Origin of the sequence: Methylocella sp. CPCC 101449 (assembly GCF_031921685.1) — a bacterium.
Taxonomy (GTDB): Bacteria; Pseudomonadota; Alphaproteobacteria; order Rhizobiales; family Beijerinckiaceae; genus Terripilifer.
The window spans coordinates 181014-205775 of record NZ_JAPDHU010000004.1 but is presented as its reverse complement, the minus strand read 5'-3'; the positions used below and the strand labels follow the sequence as shown (position 1 = coordinate 205775).

Genomic DNA, 24762 nt, shown 5'->3' with positions numbered 1-24762 from the left:
TAAGCCTGCGCAAAGCGTGAGTATCTTGGCGCAACTATCCTGCGGTTTGTCGCAGATGCCGGGCAAAGGTGACCAGAATGGGACCGGGCCATGGCGCCTAGAAGACACGGGAACGGCTGAGCGAACATGGTGCAGAATAGTCACAGTGCTCCCTCGAACCGGCGTCGCGTCCGCGTTCTGGTGACGGCTTTCGGGGCTTTTCCCGGTGCCCCGGCCAATCCGACCGAGGCGATCATCCGCAGGTTGCAGCGCGAGCCCCGGTTCGCGCTGGCCGATATAGATCTGCGCGTCGCGGTGATGCCGGTGCGGTTCGCGGGGGTCGAGGCGCGTGTGGCGGCGCTCCTGGAGGCGCATCGCCCCGACATCGTCATTCATCTGGGCCTCGCCGGGCGACGACGGGCGATCAGCATCGAAGCGCGGGCGCGCAATCGCTTGACGGTGCTGCATCCAGACGCCGATGGCGCGATCAACCGGCAGTTTACGGTGACGCCTGGCGGCCCGGCCCTTCGCTTCGCACGGTGGAACCCCGTCCAGCTCGTCCATGCGGTTCATGACGCCGGAGTGCCCGTTGCCGTCTCGCAAGATGCCGGCGACTATCTCTGCAATCAAACCCTATATGTAACCTTGGACCTATTTGATGGGCCGGCCGGCTTCATTCACGTGCCGCGTTTGCGCCGACGGCGACCCATCCCGCGCCTTTCAGCCGGCAGGCGCCCCCTGTCAACGCCGCTGCCAAGCTTATCGGAAGCAACCCAGGCCGTGGCTATTGCCGTCAGGCTTCTGGCGCGGACGCAAACATTTTCCCGTAAAGCCCAGTAGACACGCCCAAGTATACCCACTCCCGTAGAGCAATCTCCGTAGACAATCCCGCGTAGACAAACCTTCGTAGACTTGACCCCGTAAGGCCCCTCAATTAGGTCCCTGTAAACTCACGAGACATGGGAACGGCTGATGGATGTGGATACCGGCACCTTTCTGGTGCAGCTGCTTAAAATCATGTGGATCAACATTCTGCTGTCAGGCGACAACGCGGTGGTCATCGCGCTCGCCTGCCGCGGACTGACTCCCGCAAACCGCAAGTGGGGCATTATTCTTGGCGCCGGCGTCGCCATCCTGCTGCGTATCATTTTCACCGCTGTCGTCACCGAGCTGATGCAGTTGCCGTTCTTGAAGATCATCGGCGGCTTGCTGCTGCTGTGGATCGCGGTGCAATTGCTCATCGAAAATGCCGATGAGAAGGACATCAAGGAATCGAGCAACATCTGGGGTGCCGTGCGCGTCATCGCCGTGGCCGACCTGGTCATGTCGCTCGACAACGTGGTGGCCATCGCCGCGGCAGCGCACGGCAATTGGGCGCTCATCATCATCGGTCTCGGCATTTCCGTGCCATTGATCGTCTTCGGCGCCCAGCTCGTCATTCTCATGCTCGAGAAATGGCCGTGGCTGGTGTGGGCGGGCGCTGCCCTGCTCGGCTGGGTCGCCGGCGAACTGATCGCCGACGAACATGCGCTGGCCGATACGTTCGCCAATCTGCCTTCGGCGCTGGTCCACTATGGCCTGCCCGTGCTCGGCGCGGCTCTGGTGGTGCTCGTCGGCGTCATTTTGAAGAACCGCCACCAGGCGCGCGAAGTGGCGCAATAGCGTCCACCCGCTTCCAATCGAAACGCCCGCTGGCAACAGCGGGCGTTTTTGTTTCTAGGGTGTGAAACGGTCAGCGCACGTATTGCACCAAGCCCTTCGGCGGGGCGGCGACGGGGATACAGTCCTTGCGGCCGGAGTTGATGCAGCGCTGACGCGTTTCATAGGCGTCGAAGGCGCGCACGGTCCAGATCGAGGCGAAGGCCAGCAGCAACAGAACGATCGTCGCGGTCAGATTGACGAAGTGACGGTGCGCATAATCAACGGGCGCGTCGGCATTTTCGCCACGCTTGGGGGATTCGCCATCCTGTTTGGTCTGGCTATCGGCCGACATTCCGCTGCCCCAGAGCAAATCGCGCTGCTCGCGAAATTTGCTACCTCCGCCCTCCGACGTTTGACTTCGTCAAACGTCAAAGCCTTTCAGCTCACTGCCCTGACAATGATTAGCATGGCTGTTGGTTGCAAGCGCTTTTGCCTGCCGACGCGAAATCTAACGGCTAAACATCCGATTGCGAACCGAGTTTGGCCTTAACCCGCTCGCCATTCAGTACCCAAAACTGACCGGACGCCTTGGCGACGATCTCCCCGGCCGCGTTGCGCACCTCGCCCTCGGCGAACATCAGTAACTTAGTTGCCTTGAGAAGGCGCCCTTCCGCCACCAGATGCCCCCGGCCCGGCGTCAGAAAGGCCACCTGCATATCGACAGTGGCGACCATCTGGGGCTCCGGCAGGGTCGACGTGCAGGCGCCGGCAAGAGCCGCATCGAGCAAGGTCATCAGCAGGCCGCCATGGGCCGCCTGCACCCGATTGGTCTTCTCCGGCGTCGGATCGACCGCGACGCGGCACACGCCATCCTGCCGGAAAATCCGCTCGATGCCGCAATGATCGAGGAAGGGGACGCCGGTGCTCACGCGCAGCCCTAGACCGGCTCACGCCAGGAGGCGAGCGGCAGACCGGAATAGTTCTCGGCCAGGAAGGTCGAGCCTGCGCGGGAGGATGTCACCGCCTCCAGTTCAGCGATCTGTCGTTCGTTATCGAAGGCGCTGCCGGCGACCGGATGCATCATCGAGGTCATCCACCAGGAGAAGTGCTGGGCACGCCAGACGCGCTGCAGACAGGTGGCGCTATAGGCATCGAACAGATCGGTGCGATTCTTCTTGTAATAAGCGATGAAGGCGCGCGCCAGCACGCTGACGTCGGCGATGGCGAGATTCATGCCCTTAGCGCCGGTCGGCGGCACGATATGAGCGGAATCCCCGGCCAGGAACATGCGCCCCACCCGCATCGGCTCGGTGACGAAACTGCGCATCGGCGTCACCGCGATCTGCGACAGCGGCCCCATACTGACTTCGAGCCCGTCGTGCTGGCCGAGGCGGCGATGGAACGCGTCCCAAATGCGATCTTCCGACCAGTTCTTCGCATCCTCATCCACTTCCACCTGCAAATAGAGGCGCGACACGGTCGAGGAGCGCATGGTGAAGAGCGCGAAGCCTTCCGGATGATGGCAATAGATCAACTCGTCGGCGGTCGGCTTCGCCTGAACCAGCATGCCGAGCCAGGCGAAGGGATATTGCCGGTCATAACCTTTAAAAATGTCGGCGGGGATCGCCTCGCGGCTGATTCCGTGGAAACCATCGCAGCCGGCGATATAGTCGCAATCCAGCCGATGCTCGATGCCCTCGTGCACGTAGCGGATGAAGGGCTTGTCGCCTTCGAAGCCGCCGACCTCTTTGGCCTGCGCCTCGAAAATGATCTTACCACCGGCGGCGAGGCGCGCGGCGATGATGTCCTTGACGATTTCCTGCTGGCCGTAGATCGACACCTGCCGGCCGGTCAGTTCGTGAATGTCGATGCGGCGGCGCTTGCCGTCGAAACAAAGCTCGATGCCATCATGAACCAGCGCTTCGCGGTTCATGCGGTCGCCCAGGCCGGTGTCGTTCAAAAGGTCGACCGAGCCTTGTTCCAGCAGCCCGGCCCGGATGCGCTGCTCGCAATATTGCCGGCTGCGCGATTCAAGGATGACGGAATCGATCCCCTCCAGATGCAGGAGGTGCGAGAGCAACAGGCCCGCCGGGCCCGCACCGATAATGCCAACCTGTGTACGCATGAGGCTTCCTCGAAATTCTTAGTCTTTCGCCATTTTGACCAAATGAGCGTCGATGACAATGTCAACTTATCGGCCGGCAGATAACAAAACGGGGCGGCGTCACCGCCGCCCCGCACATTCATGGCGAGGTGATCAGGCTTTGCCCCAAACCTCTTCGGCCACTTCGACGACCATGCGCAGCTTGTCCCACTGCTGCTGCTCGGTGATCGAATTGCCTTCCTCGGTGGAGGCAAAGCCGCATTGCGGCGACAGGCAGAGCTGCTCGATGTCGGTATATTTGCTGGCTTCCTCGAGGCGGCGCTTGATCTGGTCCTTGTCCTCCATCTCGCCGGTCTTGGAGGTGACGAGACCGACGACCACCGTCTTGTTCTTCGGCAGGTGGCGCAGCGGCGCCAGATCGCCCGAACGATCATTGTCCCATTCGAGGAAATAGCCGTCGAGGTTGATCTTGTTGAACATCAGATCGGCGATGTGCTCGTAACCGCCCGAGGCGATGAAGGTCGAGCGGAAGTTGCCGCGGCAGACGTGCATGGTGATGGCCATGTCGGAAGGGCGGCCTTCCAGCGCGGTGTTGAGCGTTTGCGCATAAAGCTTTTCGAGCTGGTCGGGATCATCGCCGCGCTCGATCAGCATCTGGCGCTGCTTGTCGTCGCAGAAATAAGCCATCGAGCAATCGTCGATCTGCAGGTAGCGGCAGCCGGCATCGTAGAAGCCCTTGATCGCCTCGCGATAGGCCAGGCCCAGGTCGTGCCAGAAGTCCTCGAACTTCGGATAGACCTTGGAATCGACCATCTTGCTGCCGCCGCGATAGTGCAGCATCGACGGCGACGGGATCGACATCTTCGGCGTGCGCTTGGTGTGTTCCTTCACGAACTTGAAATGTTCGATGTGGGGATGATGCTTCGAGCCGAGCTTGGCGTAGACATAAGGCGCTTCCGCCTTTGTGGTGACGCCGGTGAACTTGATGCCGGTTTCGACTTCGGCGAGCTTGACGCCGTCGAGCTGGCTCAGGAAGTCATAGTGCCACCAGGAGCGGCGGAACTCGCCATCGGTGATCGCGTGCAGGCCCACTTCTTCCTGCTTGGCGATGATCTTCTTGATCTCTTCGTCCTCGACGGCCTTGAGCTGATCGGCGGTGATCTCGCCCTTCAGCTTCTTGGCGCGCGCTTCCTTCAAAGGCGCGGTGCGCAGGATCGAACCGACATGATCTGCGCGAAAGGGCGGTATCTTACGTTGCATCGAATTCTCCTTCGAATCCCTCAAGTGAGAGCAGGCCGCAAAACCAAATAGCCGCTTTTTAGCGTCCCGCTCCAGTCGACCTTCAGTGGCCGCCGCGTTCGGCGACACCCAGAAGGCGCGACATGGTGTCGGCGTCCTGGGCGAGAGCTTCGCTCTCCCCGTCATAGACGACAGCACCACGTTCCAAAATTACGACACTGTCCGTCAAGGGCAGTATCTTTTTGGCGCTCTGTTCGACCAATATAGCGGCCATCTGTTCCTCGCGGATGATTTTCCGCAGAGCCGCGAGCAATTCATCGACGATGATGGGCGCCAGCCCTTCCAACGGCTCGTCCAGCAACAGCAAGCGTGGGTTGAGTGCCAAGGCGCGGGCAACCGCCAACATCTGCTGTTCGCCGCCCGACAATTGATTGCCCATATTGCGCTTGCGTTCGGCCAGACGCGGGAACATCTCGTAGAGGCGCTTCAGATTCCACGGACCCGGCCGCATGATGGCCGTGAGATTTTCGTCGACCGTCAGCGATTTGAAGATATTACGCTCCTGCGGCACCCAACCGATGCCGCGATGGGCCCGCTGGTCCGAGCGCAAGCGCGTCATCTCATTGCCGTCGAACAAGATCGACCCACCGCGCCAGCGCGTCGCGCCCACGATCGTGTTGATCAGCGTGGTCTTGCCGGTGCCGTTGCGGCCCAACAGGGCCATGGCCCGACCGGCTTCCAGACGCAGCGAGATGCCGTTGAGAACCAGCGCCTCACCGTAGCCGGCGCGCAGGCCCTCGACTTTGAGGAGATCAGCCATGGGAGATCTCCTCCTCACCCAGATAGACTTGCCGCACGCGGGGATCCTTGGCGATCTCCTCGGCCGTGCCTTCAACGAACAAAGCACCGTTGACCAAAACCGAAATGGTCTTGGCGAAGCGGAACACGAGATCCATGTCGTGCTCGATCAGCACCAGCGAGACCGAGGCCGGCAAGGCCGCGACGACGTTGAGGATCTGATCGCGCTCGGATTCCGGCACGCCGGCCGCCGGCTCGTCGAGCAACAGCACGGTCGGCTTGGCGGCCAGCGCGATGGCGATCTCCAGCAGGCGTTGCTTGCCATAGGCGAGCGAGCCCACCCGTTCGTCGAGAACGTCGCCGAGATTGAGGCTTTCAGCCAGCTCGACGGCTTCGGCGACGAGATCCTTGCGGGTGCCGAAGGGCAGAAACCAGCTCCGGGCCGCATTCTCACGTTCGTTGATCGCGATGACGATCGACTGCAACGGCGTCAGGTCGGCGAAGAGCTGATTGATCTGGAAGGTGCGGGCGAGGCCGGCCCGCGAACGGGCTCGCACCGTCCATTCCGTCACGTCCTGCCCGTTGAGGAAGATGCTGCCGGAGGTCGGCAACAACACGCCCGAGAGCTGGTTGACGAACGTGGTCTTGCCGGCCCCGTTCGGGCCGATCAACGCATGACGTGCGCCGGCCGGCAGTTTGAAGGTGACGTTATCGGTGGCGGTGATGCCACCGAACTTCTTGCACAGGGCGCGGGTTTCGAGAACGGTGGTCATTTGCCCGCTCCCTTCGAACGCGACACGGCAGCCGACAGGAGGCCGATGATGCCGTTGCGCACGAACAGCACCAGCAGCACCAGAACGACACCGACCCAGAACAGCCAGTATTGCGGCGTGATGTTGGAGAGGAAGTCCTGCATGATGCGGAAGACGACCGAGCCGATCAGTCCGCCGTACAGATAGCCGGCGCCCCCGAAGATCACCATCAACAGGGAATCGGCCGAACGGTGGAAGGCGACCATGTCGGGCGAAGCGAACTGTGTCGTCTGCGCCAGCAACCCACCGGCAATGCCGGCTATGGCGGCGGCCAGCGTATAGACCTGGATCAGCCGGGCATTGACGGGGACGCCGATGGCGCGGGCGCGCAGGGCATTGCCCTTGATCGCGCGCAGCGAATAGCCATAGGACGAATTCACCAGGCGACGGCAGAACCAGAAGCAGATGAACACGACGATCAACGTGTACCAGAAGGCCGTCTTGCCGAAGAGGTCGAACTCCCAAATGCCGAGGATCGGCGAGGACATGACGCCCTGCAGACCATCGGAACCGCCGGTGATGTCTTTCAGCTTGTTGACCAGTTCCTCGACGATCAAGGCAACACCGAGCGTCACCATCAAACGGGTCAAATCGGAACCGCGCAGAACGAGGAAGCTGGTAGCGAAGCCAACAAAACCGGCAACGAGACCAGCCGCCAGCAGGCCGAGGATCGGATCGCTCAGCGGCGCGACGCCGGCGCCATGCTTGGCCAGCAGGCCAGCGGTGTAGGCGCCGATACCGAAGAATGCGCCCTGCCCGAGGGTGACGAGACCGGCATAGCCCAGGCACAGGTCGATCGACAGCGCCAACAAGCCGAGAATGAGTATCTCGCTCATCAGCATCATCTTCGAGGGGATGATGGGCACGTTGAAGCCCAGCATCGGCGCGAACATGCTGAGACCGCAGAGTATGGCGATGCCCCAGAACAGGAACTCGAACCAGCGCCAGCGGGCGGCGGCGACGAGCTGCTCGCTGGGCGTGCCGATGGGGCGGAGGTTTTCGCTGGTCACGGCGCTCATCGACGCGTGCTCCGCGTGAACAAGCCTTCAGGCTTGAAGATCAGCACCAGCACCATGATCGAATAGATGATGAAGCCACCGATCGAGGGCACGAAATATTTGCCCGCAACATCGGCGATACCGAGCAGAATGGACGCGAAGAACGGACCGGTGATGGTCGTCGTGCCGCCGACTGAAATGACGATCAGGAAGTAGATCATGTATTTGAGAGGAAAGGTGGGATCCATGGACAGGATGCTCGCCCCCAGGGCGCCGCCGAGACCGGCAAGGCCGGAACCAACCGCGAAAGTGAGCGCGAAAATGCCGGTGACGTCGATGCCGAGGCCGCGCGCCACGCGCCGATCGTCGACCGAAGCGCGCAAGCGGCTGCCAAACCGGGTGCGGCCGATGACATATTGCAAGAGCACCGTCAGCAGGCCGCAAATGATGATGACGAACAACCGGTAGACGCCGATGCTGGCGCCGAGGAATTCGAAGCGGCCGTTGAGTTCGGCCGGCAGGTTGATGATCTGCTGGCTGGCGCCCATCACATAGTCGACCGCCGCGGTGGCGATGAAGATCAGGCCGATCGAGAACAGCACCTGGTCGAGATGGGTCTTGTCATACAGGCGCGAATAGAGCGTGCGCTCCAGCACGACGCCCAATACGGCGCTGACAATGAAGGCCGCCGGCAAGCACCAATAGAATGAGATGCCGTACCAGTTCATCATGACCACCGTCAGGTAGCCACCCGCCATGGCAAAGGCGCCGTGAGCGAGATTGATGAAGTTCATCAGTCCGAGCGTGACGCAAAGCCCCACGGACAAAACGAAGAGCAGCATGCCGTAGGCGATGCCGTCGAACAAAATTGTAAGCAAACGAGTCTCCCGCCCTCGGAGGTCGCCTCCGCGGCCAAGGCCGCGGAGGGTCCAGAGCCTTACTTGTGCGTCGGGTCTTTCACGTCCTTCACGACGTCGAACTCGATGTTGTAGAGCTCGCCGTCCTTACGCTCGACCTTGCGGATGTAGACGTCCTGCACGATATCGCGCGTCGCCGGGTCGATGCTGAACGTGCCGCGCGGGCTTTCCAGCTTCATGCCCTTCATCGCTTCGACCAGCGCCGTGCCGTCGGTGTTGCCGTTGGTCTTCTTCAGCGCCTCGTACATGAGGTGCATGCCGTCATAGCCGCTGACGCCGATGAAGTTCGGGCGCAGATTGTTATTGGCGGCCTTGAAGTCGGCGACGAACTTCTTGTTCATCGGCGAGTCGTGCGCGGCGGAATAGAAGTGCGACGTCGTCAGGCCGATCACTGCATCGCCCATGCCGTTCAGCTGATCGTCATCGGTGATGTCGCCGGTGCCGATCACCTTGATACCGGCCTGGCTGATGCCGCGATCAACGACCTGGCGCATCAGGGAACCAGCGGTCGGCGCCGGCACGAACAGGAACAGCGCATCGGGTTTCAGGTCCTTGGCGCGCTGCAGGAAGGCGGCGAATTCCGGATTGGCGAGCGGTGCCTTGATCTGCTCGACGACTTTGCCGCCGCGCGCCTCGAGGCCCATCTTGAACGCGTCCTGCGCGTCGATACCCGGACCATAATCGGAAACCAGGGACACCGCCGTCTTGATGCCGTTCTTGGCGGCCCATTCGGTGATCGGAATGGTCTGCTGCGGCAGGGTGAAGCTGGCGCGCACGAAATATGGCGAACGCTCGGTGATGACCGACGTGCCGGCGGTCATGATGATGGCCGGAACCTTGGCTTGGGTGATGACCGGGGCAACGGCCAGCGCCAGGGGCGTCAGGCTGAAGCCGGCGAGGAAGGCCACCTTGTCGTTGACGATCAATTCTTGAGCAATGCGGCGGGTCTGGTCGGCGACGCCGGTATCGTCCTTGATGATCAGTTCGATTTTCTTGCCGGCGATCGTGTCACCGTTCTGGGCCATGAAAAGACGGGCGCCAGCAACCTTTTGGCGACCGGACGAAGCTTGCGGGCCGGTCAAAGTGGCAATCAGACCGATCTTCACGACTTCCTGAGCGACGGCACTGGTCAGCATGCCAGCGAACGGTACGGCGAAGGCGCCGGCGGCAACGCCAGCGAGCAGAAGTCTGCGCTTCATCATTTTCATCCCCTCAGTGCATTGTAAAATGTTCTATAGGTGGGCGCTTGCCTCGACCAGATCAGAGACGTTGCTCCGATCATTTGGTCGGCCGGGACATTTGAACACTTTTCGTCCGCTCGCAAGTCCGTCGTTATCAAAACGATGGCAAAAAACCGCCCCCTGCGACGGTTTTGCGCTGCCCACAAAGTCTAAGAACATGCAACAAAGGCGGGGACCATTCTCCCCTCTCGCTTCAACGGCTGAACGAAGCTTACGTCGCAAGCGAGAATTTTCGGCCATTTACGGGCACTTCTGCCACTGTGCCGCAAAGCGATGCAGTGGGCCGTTGCTTCGAAGCCTATTCAACTCGGCTGGTGGGAACTCATTCCAGCCTGCCGCACCGGGCCTGCACCAGCCTGGCGCCAAGGCCTTTCAAACACTGGCCGCGACTTCGATCTCGACCAGTTTTTCCGGCGCCGAATAGCCAATCACGCTTGAGATCGTCACGCTCGCCACCTCGGGAAAATACGTGGCGAGGCCGCGTGCGGCACGGCGCGGTCCGATGGTCTTGGAGACATGGGCGGTGAAATCGAACAGGCGGCTCCAATCGGTGCCCGCCGCCTTGAGACAAGCATCGATCTTCGCCCGGATGTTTTCCAACTGCTGTTCGAATTCAGGAGCCGTGTCGGTATTGCCGGAGAAGAACACCATGCCATCGAGCGCCACATACATCGGCGGCGCGATGATCGGATCATATTCGGCGACCTGCTTGGAGACTTCCGGCCGATGAACGCGCTGCGCCACCAGATCGACGGCGATGCTGGACCCCATCGGCAGCCGTTCCGGATCGATATAGCTTGAGCTCGCGGCGCGGCGATGGCCGCCGAGCATGCTGAGCCGCGCGTTGCTGGCGAGTTGGCGCGCTTCCGCGTCGCGCGCATAAAGCCGGCTGCGCACGATATGATCATCATGAAACCCAGCTTCGATCAGAGCCGAGAGCGCGCTTTCCATCGCTTCACGGCTTTCCCCTTCAATATCGCCATTGGCGATACCGTTAACCGACACTTTCAGGAGCTCCCGCCCCTCGTGCAAAACCCAGACCCGGGAGATCATGCGCGTTCCTCATGCGAATATATCTGCAGATCGCGTCTTCGGTCGTGATGTCGATCGTGTCTTGATCGATCTTGTCTCGATCGATCTTTCATGCCCGCCTCAATCCTGACCCAGGCCCGCCGCCGACGCAAATCCGATTTCTTTAACGCGCCTCCCCCCTCATCGGTTGCAACCAAGGTCGCATTTTCCAGGGTCAGATTTCTTGGCAATCCGATCTTTCCGCATACCGAAAATCCGCTAACCTGCTGGCGGAGAGGGATTGAGAGGGAGGGAAGATCATGCTGGGCCTCATGCAAGACTGGCCGCTGCTGATTCCAAAGATCATTGATCATGCGGCGAAACAGCATGGTACGCGGGAGGTGGTGACGCGCTCGGTCGAAGGGCCGATCACGCGCACCGACTACGCCACCATCCGGTCGCGCGCCCTGAAAGTGGCGCAGCGCCTGACCCGGGAGGGCATCCGCGCCGGCGACCGCATTGCAACACTGGCCTGGAACACCGCCCGCCATCTCGAATCCTGGTACGGGATCACCGGTGCCGGCGCGATCTACCACACGGTTAACCCCCGCCTGTTTCCCGAGCAGATCGTCTGGATCGTCAACCATGCGGAAGACCGCATGGTCCTGGTCGACCTGACCTTCGTGCCTCTGCTCGAGGCGATCGCCGCACGCCTGCCATCGGTCGAACGTTACATTGTCCTGACCGATACGGCGCATATGCCCAAGACGACGCTGAAAAATGCCGTCGCCTACGAGGATTGGATCGCCGAGGCCGACGGCGATTTCCGTTGGCTTGAGCTCGACGAACGCTCGGCCGCCGGTCTCTGTTACACGTCAGGCACGACGGGCGATCCCAAGGGCGTGCTCTACTCGCATCGCTCCAACGTGCTGCATGCGCTGGCGGCCAGTCAGATCGACTGCCTGGCGATCAGCGCCAATACGTCCATCCTGCCGATCGTGCCGCTGTTCCATGCCAATTCTTGGTCGATCGCCTTTTCGGCGCCGATGGCCGGCGCAAAAATGGTGATGCCGGGACCGAAGCTCGATGGTGCCTCGGTCTACGAACTTCTGGAAGCCGAACAGGTGACATGCACGGCCGGCGTGCCGACCGTCTGGGCCATGCTGCTGCAATATATCGAGAAGGAACAGAAGACGTTCTCCACGTTGAAGCGCCTGATCGTCGGCGGGTCGGCGGCGCCGCGCGCGATGATCGAGGCTTTCGAAAAACGCTATGGCGTCGAAGTGATCCACGCCTGGGGCATGACCGAAATGAGCCCACTCGGCACGGTCTGTTCGGTCAAACCCGTGGTCAGCGGGCTCAAGGGCGAGGCGCTTTACGACCTCAAGGTCAAACAGGGCTTCACACCCTTCCTGATCGAAATGAAGATCACCGATGACGACGGCAAAGAACTGCCCTGGGATGGCAAGACCTTCGGCCGCCTGAAAGTGGCGGGACCGGCGGTGGTGAAGGCTTACTATCGCGGCGAAGGCAGTGTCCTCGACGAGGAAGGCTTTTTCGATACCGGCGACGTCGCCACCATCGACAGCCACGGCTATATGGCCATCACCGACCGCTCGAAAGACGTGATCAAATCGGGCGGCGAATGGATTTCGTCGATCGACCTGGAGAATATCGCCTGCGGCCATCCCGACGTGGCCGAGGCCGCCGTCATCGGCATCCGCCATCCGAAGTGGGACGAACGGCCCTTGCTGGTCGTGGTACAGAAGCCCGAACGGACGGTCGACAAGGCGGACCTGCTGGCTTTTCTATCCAGTCGAATTGCCAAATGGTGGCTGCCCGACGACGTGCAGATCGTCAGCGAAATCCCCCATACGGCCACGGGAAAGATCAATAAAGTGAGGCTGCGCGAGCAGTTTGTCGACTACCGGCTGCCGACGGCGGTGTAAGCCAAAGAGGGTCAAGATGAGTGGCGCCGCGACCATAGGTTGCGCCGCCCTCCGTTCAAGGGCATGATGCAATTCTCAAGGTGCAGCCATGTTGCCAAAAACGTGGGCTGACAGCGGAGAAACATCATGAGCCGTTGCATTCGCGTGCTGATGATTTTTCCGCGCTTCAATCCGCACTCGTTCTGGAGTTACGAGGGTGCCGTTGAAGTGCTGGGTGCGAAATATCCGGCCGCGCCTCTCGGCTTGATCACGCTCGCCGCCTTGCTGCCGGCCGAATGGGACATCCGCCTCATCAATCGCAATACCGAAGCGCTGGAGGAACACGACCTCGACTGGCCCGACATGGTGATGACGGGAGGCATGCTCTCGCAACAGAACGATGCCCTCGCCCTGATCGAGCGCTGTCGCGCGCGCAATCTGCCCGTCGTCGTCGGCGGGCCAGACGCGACCTCAAGCCCGCACATTTACGATCGCGCCGACTTCCAGGTGCTCGGCGAAGTTGAAGACATCATCGTCGATTTCATCGCCGCGTGGGAACGCGGCGAACGGCATGGCCGCTTCACGGCTCCGCGCTTCCAGGTCAACGTGACGAAGACGCCGATCCCGCGCTTCGATCTCCTGAAGTTCAAGGACTATCTTTATATCGGCCTGCAATTCTCGCGCGGCTGCCCGTTCACCTGCGAGTTCTGCGACATCATCGAACTCTACGGCCGCAATCCGCGCGCCAAGACGATCGATCAGATGTTGGCCGAGCTCGACCGGCTTTATATGCTTGGCTATCGCGGTCATCTCGATTTCGTCGACGACAATCTGATCGGCAACAAGAAGGCGGTGAAAGCCTTTCTGCCGCATCTCATCGCCTGGCAGAAGCGCCATCGCTACCCGTTCACCTTCACGACCGAAGCCTCGCTCAACATCGCTGACGATCCGGCACTGATGACGATGATGCGCGACGCGAATTTTTTCGGCTTCTTCGTCGGCATAGAAAGCCCCGATCCCGAAACCCTGGTTCAGACGGCGAAGAAACAGAACATCAAGCACGAGATCTACGAGAGCGTGCACAAGATCTACGCCCACGGCATGATCCTGTTTCCGGGCTTCATCGTCGGCTTCGATTCCGAGAAGCAAGGCGTCGCCGACGGCATCATCCAATGCGTGGAGGACGCGGCGTTGCCGATGGGCATGCTGGGGCTGCTTTATGCCCTGCCCGGCACGCAGTTGACGCGACGGCTGACCACGGAAGGCCGCCTGCATCCGGAAACCGGGCACGATCTCGACAACCGGCAAGGCGACTTCGCTCTGTCGGGATTGAATTTCGACACGTTGCGGCCGCGCGCCGACATCCTGCGCGACTTCGCCAGCGTCCTGCGACGCCTCTATGAACCGAAGGCTTATTTCGCGCGGCTGCGCCGCGCCGTACTGCCAATGCAGCGCGTGAAACTGCCGGCCTGGATCGCCATCCGCGATTCATTGCGGGAAATCGACCGCTTTTTCAGGATCATGTGGGAAGTGACGCTGCACCGGCCAGACATGCGTTGGCCCGTCTGGAAGCTGATCGTCGAATGTTTGATCCGCAATCCGAACGCCGTTCGTAACATCATGGTCATGGTGGTATTCTACCTGTATCTTGCGCCGCTCAGCCGATTCTGGATCGGCGAAACCGAACGGCAGATCGAGGCCATCGAATCCGGCCGCTGGCAACCGCCTCTTGCGACACGCACGCCAGCCCTGGCTCCTGTCTGAGCGAAGCCGCTTCTTAGATCATTGCTGGATGTTGCTTTTTTTCATTCATACAAAAGGGTGCAAGCTGGGTTTATGACCGATCACGTGATTTCAACGAACGGGGCCTCGCCACGGCGCGATGCGCCCGGCGATCGTATTGGCTTTATTCGCAACGGCGGCCGCTTTCTGCATCTGCTCGTGCGCGGCGCGTTCTTGCAGATCATTACTTTCGGCTTTTACCGCTTCTGGCTGACGACGGATCTGCGCCGCCATCTGTGGTCGCGCACGAGATTGAACGGCGAAAATTTCGAATATATCGGCCGTGGCCGCGAATTGCTGGTCGGCTTTCTGATCGCGCTTGCCATCCTGGTGCCAATCTATCTGGCCGTCTTCCTCATCGGCATCTGGCTGGAGAACGTCCGCGCCTTCTCCTCGCTCCTGCTCGTCCTCTTCATGTTCCTGTTCGGACAGTTCGCGCTTTACCGAGCGCGGCGCTATCGGCTGTCGCGCACCATCTGGCGTGGCGTGCGTTTCTGGATGACGGGCTCCGGCTGGGCCTATGCACTGCGCGCGTTCGGCTGGCAGATTCTCGTCGTCCTGACCCTGGGGCTCGCTTATCCCTGGTATGCGCGCTGGCGCGAGAGCTTCAAGATGCGCAACACCTATTATGGCGATGCGCCCGGGGCCTTCGAAGGACGCGGCGGCCAGTTCTTCAAGCGCGGCTTTGGTTTGTGGTTGCTCACGGTCGGTGGACTGCTTGCGCTTGGGGCGGCCGCCGCGAGCTTCGATTGGATCAGACTGGAAGGGAAGGAAGTTCCGCGCGCCGCGTCCATCGCGCTTGGTGCGGCGGTTACCCTCTGGCTCCTCGCCTCAGCTATTGCCTATCCTTATTTTCGCGCCATCGAATGGCGCTGGTGGGCGCAGGGTGTGCGTCTCGGCAACGTGTCGCTGCATTCGACATTGCGCGGCGGGCAATTGCTCAAGCTCTATCTGCGGATCATCGGCTGGGTGCTTCTGCTTCTCATCGGCTGGATCGTCATCGGCGCCATCATCGCCTTGATCGTGCATCTGGGTCTGGGCGACCTCAAGCTGCTCTTGAGCGAAACCTCGGCACGAATGAAATCGCCGGGCATTTTCCACATTGCCATGCTGGTCGTCGCGGCCATCTTCTACCTGTTGATTCTGATGTCTTTCGGCATCGTGCAACGTTTCTTCACCATGCATGAACTGTGGCGGACCGTGGTTGAATCCCTCACCGTCGAGAACGTCGCCTCCCTCGAAGGGGTGATCCAGCGCGGCGATGCGACGAGCGCGCTGGGCGAGGGGCTTGCCGACAGCCTGGATGTTGGTGGATTCTAATGGCCATGGAAGGCTCCGGCACATTCTACGACGGACTGTCGAACAAGCCGCACAACGTGGCCGTGCGGCTTGGGCCGACACTCGAGATCGTCGAGGACGGCCGTGTCTTGGCTGGCTGGCCCTATGAATGGGTGCGCCGCGCCGACTCCTCCGACGGCAGCTTTCGCCTGCGCACCTTGAACGGCGCCGAGCTGGCGCGTCTGATCATGGCCGATGACATGTTCGCGGCACAGGTGCGCAAGGCCTGTCCGCGTCTCGATGTCGAGGACCCCACGTCGCGCACGGCGACCGGCCGGATCGTCGTCTGGTCGCTCGCCGCCGCCGTGTCGCTGATCCTCACCGGGCTTTACGGCATTCCCTTTGCGGCCGAAAAGCTGACACCCTTGGTGCCGCTGTCGTTTGAAAATTATCTCGGCGAGGCAACGGACAAGCAGGTCGGCACGATCTTCAACACGACGGCTTGCGACACTCCCGACGGTACGGCGGCCTTTCGCAAATTGATCGGCAAGATCGTGGCGCCAGCCAATCTGCCCGTGGCGGTGCGCGCCAGCGTGGTGCGCTCGAACATCCCCAACGCCATCGCTTTGCCCGGCGGCAAGGTCTATCTGTTTCGCGGCCTGCTCGACAAAGCGCAAAGCCCGGACGAAGTCGCCGGCGTGCTGGCGCATGAACTCGGCCATGTGAAACATCGCGACAGCATGCGCATCCTCATCCAGGCCGGCGGCACATCTTTCCTGCTCGGCCTACTGTTCGGCGACGTCACGGGTTCGGGCGCGGCGATCTATGCGGCCAAAACCTTGACCAACGCCTCCTATACCCGCGATGCCGAGCGCAATGCCGATGGGCTGGCCATCGAAGTGCTGCAAAGCCTCGGCCGCTCCCCCAAACCCCTGGGCGAACTGCTGTTGCGGGTGACGGGTCCGGAGGACCGGGGCCTGATGAATCTTGTCGCCAGCCATCCTTTGTCGGAAGAACGGCTGCAACGGATGGCGGCCGCCGCCCCCGCAACGGCTGGACCGCCGATCCTCAGCGAGGCAGAGTGGCAGAGCCTGAAGCAGATTTGCGGCCCGGCGAAACCTGGCGACAAGACGAACGACAAGAAATGAGCAACGACAACGATTCCGACCTGACCGTACCCGGCCGCGCCTGCGGCACCTGCACCATGTGCTGCAAGGTTCTCTACATCACCGATTTCGCGAAGCCGGCCGGCCGCTGGTGCAGCCACGTCAAGCCGGGCCTCGGCTGCTCGATCTACGATCAGCGCCCGCAGACCTGCCGCACCTTCCTGTGCAAATGGCTGCAGGACGACCATATGGGCGACGAGTGGAAGCCGGAGCGGTCTAAATTCGTCATCTCGCAGATGACCGAGGGCGGCAATCTGCTGATCGCCGTCGATCCGAACTTCGCCAATGCCTGGCGCCGGCCGCCCTATTTCGCCGTCATCCATCGCTGGATTCTCGATGGCGCGGCGCAGGGTCGCTTCGTCTTCGTGCGCATCGGCGAGCGCTGCCTCGCGCTCCTGCCCGACGGCGAGCGCGATCTTGGCGCCGTCGGCCCGTTGGATCGCATTGCCGTGTCGCGCCAGGCCGGCCCTGCCGGGCCGGTTTTTACCGCGACGGTGCATCGAAATGCGGCCTGAGCAGCGGGCGTTGCCATAAGGATTGGCCGGATGCGGCGGCTCATTCTTGAAGAACCGATATCAGCCTCGGCGATCTGGGCCCGCCGGCTGGCGGTTTTCGCCATCGCCTTGGCCGCCATCGCGGTCATCCTGGTGCGCACGCGCGCGGCCGACGCCACCGCCGGCCTGTCGGTTCTCGGCGCGGCCATCTTTCTCGCCTGCACCGCCCTGCTGTTTGCGGGCGCCGCCGCCGTCACCATCTGGCGCCTCGGCGTGCGTGGGGTCGGCATCGCCGTCTCCGCGGTCTTTCTGTCGCTGATCGTGCTCGCCTATCCCGGATATCTGGCCGTGCAGGCGGTGCGGCTACCGGTCATCAAGGACATTTCGACCGATATCAACGATCCGCCAGCCTTCGCCCGTTCGGCGCGGGCGCTGCGCGGCCGCAACGGCTTCATTCCGCCCGAGGTGCCGCCCGAACAGCGCCTGGCGCAGCGGCGCGCCTATCCCAACGTGCAGCCGATCAATATCGATCTTGAGCCGGAGGAGGTCTATCAGCTCGTCTTGCGCGCGGCGGCGGCGCTGGGCTGGCAGGTGGTCGATCAGATTCCGCCCGGCGGCCGTGCCGGCATCGGCCGCATCGATGCCGTCGACCGTTCGATCATCATGGGCTTGCCCGATGACATCACCGTGCGCATCCGTCCGCTCGCCGCGCAAACGCGCATCGACATCCGCTCCGCTTCGCGCGCCGGCCGGCACGATTTCGGCGCCAATGCCAATCGCATTCAGCGCTTCAGCCAGGAAATGCAGACCCAGCTCGACGCTCGGTAACGCTATATCTATCTGAATATAGCGTTGCTATAGGAGCGTATTCGCTTCGGAGCTGGAATGAGCACGCCCATATCGACCTATGTCGCTACGAGCGGCGACGCCTATCACCGTTTTCTCGGCCGCTGGACGGAAGCGCTGGCCCAGGAATTTGCCGGCTTTGCCCCACCCACTGTCGCCGGGCCTTTGCTCGACGCCGGTTGCGGGACCGGCAGTCTGGCGCTCGAACTGGCGCAGCGCTTTCCCGATCGCGATGTCTTCGGCATCGACGTGGCGCAGCCCTACGTCGACTATGCCAGCGGACGCGCAACCGGAGGCCGCCCGGCGTTCAGCAAAGCCAGCGCCACCGCACTGCCATTCGCGGATGCGACTTTTGCCGCGAGCTATGCGCAGCTCGTCATCAACTTCATTCCACAACCGCAGCAAGCCCTCGCCGAGATGATCCGCGTGACCAAGCCGGGCGGCGCAGTCTCTGCGACGATCTGGGATTTTCGTGGCGGTCTCGTCTACCAGCGCCTGTTTTGGGATGCGGCTTCAGGTATCGAGCCCGGCGCCGGTGCAGCACGCGACAAGCATTTCTCGACACCGCTCGCCAAGCTCGATCCCCTGCTGGAACTCTGGCGACAGTCGGTCTTGCGCGACGTGCATTTCGCCTCCCTGCATACGCGCATGGACTACGCCAGTTTCGACGACTATTGGGAGCCGTTGACTGGCGGACAAGGCCCGGTCGGCGTCTATATCGATGCGCTCGCGCCGGCCCTGCGTGAAAATATCTGCGCACAAGTGCGCCAGGCTTATCTCGCCGGCGATCCAGACGGATCGCGCTCCATGGTGGCAACGGCCTGGGCCGTTACCGGCACCAGGGCGGCGGACTGATTACTGTTCGAGCTTGACGCGTCCCGATTTCAGAAGATCGCGAAAAATTCCCTGCTCTTTCGCGATCACCGCCGGCATAGCGTCGGGCGCGCTGGCGACGACCGTATAGCCTTGCGCCGACAGCATGCTGAGCACTTCCGGGCGTTTCAGCGCCGACAGGAAAGCACCGTTGACCTTCGCGACAAGCTCTTTCGACATGCCGGGCGGTCCCATGAAACCGAGCCAGCCGGCGGCCACCGCCTGTTTGATCCCGACCGCATTCAGGCTCGGCGCACCAGGATAAATGTCCCACGCATCCTGCGCCGACACGGCCAGAATTTTGATCCTGCCGTCATCCGCCAGACCTTTGCCCGCGCCGGTGACGAGGGTGAAATCAACGATGCCGGCCAGCAGATCGGTCGTCGCCGGCGCTTCGCCCCGATAGGGCACATGCAGCGCATTGATGCCGGCTTCCTTCAGGATCGCCTCGGACCAGAAGTGGTAAGAGGTGCCTGCCCCCGCTGAGCTATAGGTGAGCTGCCCCGACCTCGCCTTCGTCGAACTCATCAGCTCCTGAAAGTTCTGCGCCGGGGTCTTCTGCGGATTGATGGCCAGACCGAAATAGGTTTCTACCGCGATGGTGATCGGCGTGAACTTCTTGTCGAGATCGACATATTTCGGATCGGTGATCGGCAGAAGCGAGAGCAATGCCGGCACGGCCAGAGCCAGCGTATAGCCATCGGGCTCGGCGCGGATGAGCTGATCGAGTGCGATCCGGCCGCTGGCGCCGGTACGATTTTCGACGACGAAAGATTGCTTCAACTCGGTCGTCGCCTGCGTCGCCGCCGCACGCGCCACCGCATCGGCGACACCGCCTGCCGGATAAGGCACGAGAATGGTAACCGTACGCGCCGGCCACTCTTGCGCCGATAGAGGCATGGCGGAAAGCCCGACGAAGGCCAATGCAAGGCACAGTTTGCCCAGGTGTTTCATCTTATCCCCCTCCCGAGATCGATGGTGATGATTTAGCCGACGCGACGCTTCAAGAAATCGAGCAGGATGCGATTGAAAGCCTGCGGCTGTTCGGCCCAGGCGTAATGCCCCGCGTCTTCGATGACGGCAAATTCAGAGCCCGCGATAACGGAAGCCATCTGCTGCATGCCCTCCGGCTTACCGACCGGATCGTGCCGGCCGGCGATGCACAGGGTCGGGACAGCGATCTTCTGCAAGATCGGCAGACCGTCCCACGCCTGAATGGCATACATGGCGGCGCGAAACGTCGGCGTCGGCGTCGTAGCCGCGACCTCGATGACGAGATCGGCCAGCGGGCCGGACGATGTCGGTGCGAACATGGATTTCACCAGCGGCGTGGCGGCTGCCGCCAAGGTTGCGTGCTGGGTCAAAGGCGCGAGGCGTTTTTCCAGAAAGTCTTCGGCGAAATCCTTGCCGCCTTGTTGCAGCGACGACAACGTCGCCGAAAGCACCAGCGCATGCACGTTCTGCGGCGCCAATTCATAAACCTTCGGCGCGATCAATCCACCCATCGAATGACCGAAAACCACATTGCGCTGCGTGCCAACTTGCTTGATCAGCCGCACGCAGGCGGCCGCGAGGCTTTCGATGCTGAAATCATTTGGCAGTGGCGAGATGCCATAGCCCGGCGCATCCCAGGCGACGACACGATAGCCGGCCTTCACCAGCGCTTCGATCTCCGGCTTCCAATAGTCCTTCGAGCCGTAACCGCCGTGCAGCAGAAAGACGGTCGTCGCGCCGTTGCCGGCAACGAGATGATCGGGACATACCTGTTCTGTCATGACACCCTCCCCTGGCGTTGCGTGGATTGCGATGGCTCGATCCAGTGCCTAAGCGCTTCCGCAAGCACGACGGGCTGTTCGATCGGCAGCAAATGGCCGGCGCGCGGCACGGAGACCCATCGCGCCCGCGGGGCCGACAGTTGCATGCGTCGCATGGTGTCGAGCGGAATGACACGATCGTCCTCCGCGGCGACAAGCAGGCACGGCATGGACGCGGTTGCAAGGAGCACCGTGCGATCCGGCCGCGCCTTGCTGGCGTATTGATGAGCGATAAAGCGCTTCTCGCCATAGTCGCGCGCGATGCGCAGGCGCAGCGCCGCGATCGCAGGATCGCCGGCCGCGTCAGGATGCAGCGCAATGGCACCCGGCCCTTCGACCAGTTTCATGTGCTCGCCACGTTTCGCCGCTGCGGCAGCGGCGTCGCGGGCGGCCCTCTGCTGCTCGGTATCGGCGAAGGACGACGTACAGATCAACGCGAGACCTTCGATACGTTCCGGCGCCTGTTCCAGCATGGCAAGCGCCACATATCCGCCAAAGGAGAAACCGGCGAGATGAAAGCGCGGCGGCGCGCGCTCAAGGAGATCAGCAGCGATTTCCTCGACGCTGGGCAGAGCAACGCAATCGACCGGATGGCCCGTGATCGTCGCCGGCAAAGCGGCGATCACGCCCTTCCAGGTCTCGCGCGTGTTGTTGACGCCGGGAACCAGAACCAATTCGCTCATGCGGCAGCCGCCGGGCGCTCGCCATACAACCGATCCGCTTCGACCCAACAGGCGTGGGTGCCGACCTGGATGCGCTCGGGCAGAATGACCCGCGCGATCGGCCCGGCCGCCATGTCGTCGGCGCGCAGGATCAAGCACTCCGACAGGTTTTCGTTCATATCGGTGACGAAGGTCAGCACATAGCCGTCGTCTTCGCGCGTCGCGCCGACCGCCCGTGCCATCTGCGGCTCGCTGCCATAACGGCCTTCGCCATATTCGTAGCGAACGGCCGTGCCCTGCTGCAGATCGAAGCGTTTGAGGCCGGAGAACAGCCAGTCGCCCTTCTTGTAGAGCACGTTGTAGGAGTAGCGATACGGCAGACCGACGATCTCGTTGCTGACGGTCGGGAACTCCGTGATCTCGTCATCGAGCCGCTCCTCCCGCGTCTCGCCCGTGCGCATGTTGAAGCGCCAGCGATGCATGAAGGTGGGGTTATTGTGCTTGTCGAGATTGGCGCGAATGCGCTCGAACATATTGTTGTGTTCGTTGACCGGAATTTTCTTGAAGTCCGGCATAATGCAAGCGTCCATCACCACCTCATCGCCGTCCTCGAAACAATTGGCGAGATGCAGGATGAAACAGGATGAAGCTTCGAACCAACGGATGCTCGTATTGTCGCCGTAGCGCGGCACGACGCCGAAGCGCGCCGGCATGTCGCGATTGAACACCAGATCATGCACGCCCTTCTTCAATGCCACCGGATCGAAATAGAGCGGCATATCGTGCAGAACGGTATAGTTCTTGGTGATGCCGAGATCGTGCGGCCAGCGCGCGCCCGGCAGTTCGATCGGCACATAATGCACCACTTCGCCTTTGGCATTGCAGACGCCATAGTTCATGTAAGGCGGATGTTCGGGATAGTTGAAGAACATCAGTTCGCCGGTGGCGTTGTCGACTTTGGCGTGTGATGACACGCCATCCTTCACCAGCGCCATGTTGATGTCGGGGCCGAGCGTTTCCAACGTGATCGGATCGAGCCGCCAGGGCTCGCCGCCCTGGGACATGGTGGCGAGCAACTTGCCGTTGTGAATAAGGACATCGGTGCCAGCATTGTCCTTCATGGCGCCGATCGAACCCCATCCCCGGCGCTGATAGAGATTGGGGTTGAGAAGGCCCGGCCAAAGCGCCTTGCCGGCCGCCTGTTCGGCAAGGAAGCCGGTCGTACGGACGAAGCGGTTGCGATATTCCGCCTTGCCGTCGTGAAAATGCACCGCATGCATCATCGCGTCGCCGTCGAACGGATGGTAGACGCCGATCGGCTCATGCACCTGATTGTGGGTGTTGCGCACGTAAATGCCGGCTAGGTCCCTCGGTATTTCGCCGATGACTTTCAGGTCCGCACCGGTGACCGCGTATTCGGTGTCATTCGGTGTGAACGGCCCGCGCAGAAAAGGATTGCCAGCCTCGTTCTTGAGCGTCAGCTCAACCTTGTTCCTCTCCAGCATGGCATCGCTCCATATTTGATTTATCAATCATTGATAGATCAAATATTATCTGTCAAGAGGCCGACAGGCGGAGGCGAAAAATGAGATCATGCATGAGATCGTGGTTCTATCGGGCGAATCGCGCCATGGTTCGCCGATGAAGCAGCGAACGCTTTCCCCTCAGACCGCTCAAGACGATACCGCGCTCTACCACGAGAGCACGATGGCGCTGGCGCGCATGCTGCGGGTCAGCAATCTAACGACGAGTGTGTTCGAACGGATGACGGGCGTCCATATCGCGCAATGGCGCATCCTGTCGTTTCTCGCGCACAATCCCGATTGCACGCAGAAGCAGCTCAAGGATGCGCATCAGGTCGATCCGGCCGCCATTACCCGCTCGGTGAAACTGCTGGAACGCGGCAAGCTGGTCGTGCGAAGGACCGATGCGGACGACAACCGTCTCACCCGCGTCATTCTCACGCCAGCTGGCGAAAAACTGGTGGCCGAAGTTTCGGAGCGCCGCCGCCTCTATTTGCGCCAAGCCCTAAAAGACATCGCGCCGAGCGACATCGACATCTTCGAGAAAGTCCTCATTAGCCTGGAAGCCAATACACAGAAAATGGCTGCAGCGCAGGGAGATTAAGGAGAATAGCGATTATGGCCAAGACCGATTATACCGACGTCGACGCCTATATCGCCGCGCAACCTGAAACGTCACAAGCCCTCTTGCGTGACATGCGGCGCTTGATCCGCGAGGCCATGCCGGACGCGCAAGAAGTCATCTCCTATCAGATCCCTGCCTACAAGCTGCACGGCCGCGCCGCACTCTTCTTCGCCGGCTGGAAACAGCACGTCTCGCTTTATCCGGTGACTGATAAACTCGTTGCCGCCTTCCGCGATGAACTTGCGCCTTACGAGGTCGAGAAAGGCACGATCCGCTTTGCCTTCAAGAAAGGCGTGCCGCTGGATCTGATCAAATGCCTAGCGGCATTCCGCGCCGAAGAGATGGCCGAGCTGCCGCGCAAGAAAACCGCGGTCAAATCCAAATGAAGCGTCCGTTCTCGAACACGAGCAACCGCCCCTGCCAGATGTCGGTGACGGCCGCGCGCTCCGGAGCGAGGCCGGCGAGAATCACCATCAGCGCGCGCGCCACGCCGCCGTGCGAGACGACCACGCAATCCCCTGCGTGAGCGTCCAGCCAAGGCCGCATGCGCTCGGTCAACATGGCGTAGCTTTCGCCCTCCGGCGGCAGGGTGTTCCATTTGTCGGCTTCGCGCGCCAAGGCGGCCTGCAATTCGATCTGGCGGACCTGAGGCCAGGTCTTCCCCTCCCAGGCGCCGAAGCTCAATTCGACCAGGCCTTCGTCGAGGTCATAGGCTGCGGGATCAAGCCCGATGGTCGCCCGGGCGATTTCCATGGTGCGGCGGGCGCGAACGAGCGGCGAGGAAATATAGGGCAAGGCCGGATCGGCGACGCGCTGCGGCCCGAGCAGGGACAGCAGTTTGCGGCCGGCGTTGGCGGCCTGATATTCGCCCCTGGCATTGAGGACAATATCCTGGCGCCCCTGCAAACGCCCTTCGGCGTTCCAGTCGGTTTCTCCGTGGCGGATGAAGATGAGTCGTTGAGGCGCCATGTCCGTCGCTTAAAGCAATCGTGTTTCCATCGAAACACAATTTGCTTGTCGGGCGCTGGCGG

The 24762-nt window shown here is 61.7% G+C and carries 26 protein-coding genes; 11 read left to right on the top strand and 15 right to left on the bottom strand.

Going from position 1 to position 24762, the window contains the following annotated elements; all coding sequences use genetic code 11:
- Positions 1-126: 126 nt before the first annotated feature.
- Together OIM99_RS25630 and OIM99_RS25625 are read left to right on the top strand one after the other, a co-directional pair.
- Entirely contained in the window at positions 127-819 is a 693-nt protein-coding gene (locus OIM99_RS25630) for a pyroglutamyl-peptidase I (RefSeq protein WP_311853361.1), read from the top strand.
- 132 nt (positions 820-951) lie between these two features.
- Positions 952-1641: a TerC family protein gene (locus tag OIM99_RS25625; RefSeq protein ID WP_311853360.1), complete on the top strand. Its 690-nt coding sequence runs from the start codon at positions 952-954 to the stop codon at positions 1639-1641.
- Positions 1642-1711: 70 nt separating this feature from the next.
- On the opposite strand, the gene OIM99_RS25620 is transcribed toward OIM99_RS25625, so the two are convergent.
- From OIM99_RS25620 to OIM99_RS25575, 10 genes are all read right to left on the bottom strand, one after another.
- The gene (locus tag OIM99_RS25620; protein WP_311853359.1) at positions 1712-1972 is read right to left on the bottom strand and encodes a hypothetical protein; all 261 of its coding nucleotides are present in this window, start codon (positions 1970-1972) and stop codon (positions 1712-1714) included.
- Positions 1973-2135: 163 nt separating this feature from the next.
- Positions 2136-2549, bottom strand: coding sequence for a PaaI family thioesterase (locus tag OIM99_RS25615; RefSeq protein WP_311853358.1), 414 nt, complete (start codon positions 2547-2549; stop codon positions 2136-2138).
- Positions 2550-2557: 8 nt separating this feature from the next.
- Positions 2558-3745 (bottom strand): 4-hydroxybenzoate 3-monooxygenase, encoded by a 1188-nt coding sequence (locus tag OIM99_RS25610; RefSeq protein WP_311853357.1) that lies wholly within the window; start codon positions 3743-3745, stop codon positions 2558-2560.
- A 132-nt stretch (positions 3746-3877) separates the two neighbouring features.
- Positions 3878-4984, bottom strand: coding sequence for a 5-methyltetrahydropteroyltriglutamate--homocysteine S-methyltransferase (locus OIM99_RS25605; protein WP_311853356.1), 1107 nt, complete (start codon positions 4982-4984; stop codon positions 3878-3880).
- 82 nt (positions 4985-5066) lie between these two features.
- Positions 5067-5783: an ABC transporter ATP-binding protein gene (locus OIM99_RS25600; RefSeq protein WP_311853355.1), complete on the bottom strand. Its 717-nt coding sequence runs from the start codon at positions 5781-5783 to the stop codon at positions 5067-5069.
- Positions 5776-6534, bottom strand: a complete 759-nt coding sequence (locus OIM99_RS25595; RefSeq protein ID WP_311853354.1) for an ABC transporter ATP-binding protein — start codon at positions 6532-6534, stop codon at positions 5776-5778. Before OIM99_RS25595 ends, OIM99_RS25600 begins: the two co-directional genes overlap by 8 nt.
- Positions 6531-7592: a branched-chain amino acid ABC transporter permease gene (locus tag OIM99_RS25590; protein ID WP_311853353.1), complete on the bottom strand. Its 1062-nt coding sequence runs from the start codon at positions 7590-7592 to the stop codon at positions 6531-6533. The genes OIM99_RS25595 and OIM99_RS25590 overlap by 4 nt, the downstream gene beginning before the upstream one ends.
- Positions 7589-8449, bottom strand: a complete 861-nt coding sequence (locus tag OIM99_RS25585; protein ID WP_311853352.1) for a branched-chain amino acid ABC transporter permease — start codon at positions 8447-8449, stop codon at positions 7589-7591. Before OIM99_RS25585 ends, OIM99_RS25590 begins: the two co-directional genes overlap by 4 nt.
- A gap of 59 nt (positions 8450-8508) precedes the next feature.
- The gene (locus OIM99_RS25580; protein ID WP_311853351.1) at positions 8509-9690 is read right to left on the bottom strand and encodes an ABC transporter substrate-binding protein; all 1182 of its coding nucleotides are present in this window, start codon (positions 9688-9690) and stop codon (positions 8509-8511) included.
- A 411-nt stretch (positions 9691-10101) separates the two neighbouring features.
- Complete coding sequence (locus tag OIM99_RS25575; protein WP_311853350.1) at positions 10102-10782, bottom strand: RidA family protein; 681 nt, start codon at positions 10780-10782, stop codon at positions 10102-10104.
- 278 nt (positions 10783-11060) lie between these two features.
- Between OIM99_RS25575 and OIM99_RS25570 the strand changes: the two genes are divergently transcribed.
- The 7 genes from OIM99_RS25570 (at position 11061) to OIM99_RS25540 (ending at position 19089) form a co-directional block, all read left to right on the top strand.
- Positions 11061-12689 (top strand): long-chain-fatty-acid--CoA ligase, encoded by a 1629-nt coding sequence (locus OIM99_RS25570; protein ID WP_311853349.1) that lies wholly within the window; start codon positions 11061-11063, stop codon positions 12687-12689.
- 126 nt (positions 12690-12815) lie between these two features.
- Positions 12816-14432: a B12-binding domain-containing radical SAM protein gene (locus tag OIM99_RS25565; RefSeq protein ID WP_311853348.1), complete on the top strand. Its 1617-nt coding sequence runs from the start codon at positions 12816-12818 to the stop codon at positions 14430-14432.
- Between the two features lie 72 nt (positions 14433-14504).
- Positions 14505-15770, top strand: coding sequence for a DUF898 family protein (locus OIM99_RS25560; RefSeq protein ID WP_311853347.1), 1266 nt, complete (start codon positions 14505-14507; stop codon positions 15768-15770).
- Positions 15770-16876 (top strand): M48 family metallopeptidase, encoded by a 1107-nt coding sequence (locus OIM99_RS25555; RefSeq protein WP_311853346.1) that lies wholly within the window; start codon positions 15770-15772, stop codon positions 16874-16876. Before OIM99_RS25560 ends, OIM99_RS25555 begins: the two co-directional genes overlap by 1 nt.
- Positions 16873-17409, top strand: coding sequence for a hypothetical protein (locus OIM99_RS25550; protein ID WP_311853345.1), 537 nt, complete (start codon positions 16873-16875; stop codon positions 17407-17409). The genes OIM99_RS25555 and OIM99_RS25550 overlap by 4 nt, the downstream gene beginning before the upstream one ends.
- Before the next feature lie 30 nt (positions 17410-17439).
- Positions 17440-18216 carry a DUF1499 domain-containing protein gene (locus OIM99_RS25545; protein ID WP_311853344.1) on the top strand — a complete coding sequence of 259 codons (777 nt, stop codon included), beginning with the start codon at positions 17440-17442 and terminating at the stop codon, positions 18214-18216.
- A 57-nt stretch (positions 18217-18273) separates the two neighbouring features.
- Positions 18274-19089: a methyltransferase domain-containing protein gene (locus tag OIM99_RS25540; RefSeq protein WP_311853343.1), complete on the top strand. Its 816-nt coding sequence runs from the start codon at positions 18274-18276 to the stop codon at positions 19087-19089.
- Here OIM99_RS25540 and OIM99_RS25535 read toward each other — a convergent pair whose 3' ends face one another.
- The 4 genes from OIM99_RS25535 to OIM99_RS25520 are packed head-to-tail and all read right to left on the bottom strand — an operon-like array spanning position 19090 to position 23088.
- On the bottom strand, positions 19090-20061 hold the full coding sequence (locus tag OIM99_RS25535) for a tripartite tricarboxylate transporter substrate binding protein (RefSeq protein ID WP_311853342.1): 972 nt from the start codon (positions 20059-20061) through the stop codon (positions 19090-19092). It lies immediately after the preceding gene.
- A 32-nt stretch (positions 20062-20093) separates the two neighbouring features.
- Complete coding sequence (locus tag OIM99_RS25530) at positions 20094-20882, bottom strand: alpha/beta fold hydrolase (protein ID WP_311853341.1); 789 nt, start codon at positions 20880-20882, stop codon at positions 20094-20096.
- Positions 20879-21604 (bottom strand): alpha/beta hydrolase, encoded by a 726-nt coding sequence (locus OIM99_RS25525; protein ID WP_311853340.1) that lies wholly within the window; start codon positions 21602-21604, stop codon positions 20879-20881. Before OIM99_RS25525 ends, OIM99_RS25530 begins: the two co-directional genes overlap by 4 nt.
- Positions 21601-23088, bottom strand: coding sequence for a carotenoid oxygenase family protein (locus OIM99_RS25520; RefSeq protein ID WP_311853339.1), 1488 nt, complete (start codon positions 23086-23088; stop codon positions 21601-21603). The genes OIM99_RS25525 and OIM99_RS25520 overlap by 4 nt, the downstream gene beginning before the upstream one ends.
- An 88-nt stretch (positions 23089-23176) precedes the next feature.
- Between OIM99_RS25520 and OIM99_RS25515 the strand changes: the two genes are divergently transcribed.
- Together OIM99_RS25515 and OIM99_RS25510 are read left to right on the top strand one after the other, a co-directional pair.
- Positions 23177-23710 carry a MarR family transcriptional regulator gene (locus OIM99_RS25515; protein WP_311853338.1) on the top strand — a complete coding sequence of 178 codons (534 nt, stop codon included), beginning with the start codon at positions 23177-23179 and terminating at the stop codon, positions 23708-23710.
- A gap of 14 nt (positions 23711-23724) precedes the next feature.
- A complete protein-coding gene (locus OIM99_RS25510; RefSeq protein ID WP_311853337.1) occupies positions 23725-24117 on the top strand; it encodes a DUF1801 domain-containing protein in 393 nt (130 codons plus the stop codon).
- Here OIM99_RS25510 and OIM99_RS25505 read toward each other — a convergent pair.
- Positions 24104-24700, bottom strand: a complete 597-nt coding sequence (locus tag OIM99_RS25505; protein WP_311853336.1) for a histidine phosphatase family protein — start codon at positions 24698-24700, stop codon at positions 24104-24106. The genes OIM99_RS25510 and OIM99_RS25505 overlap by 14 nt on opposite strands.
- Positions 24701-24762 lie beyond the last annotated feature (62 nt).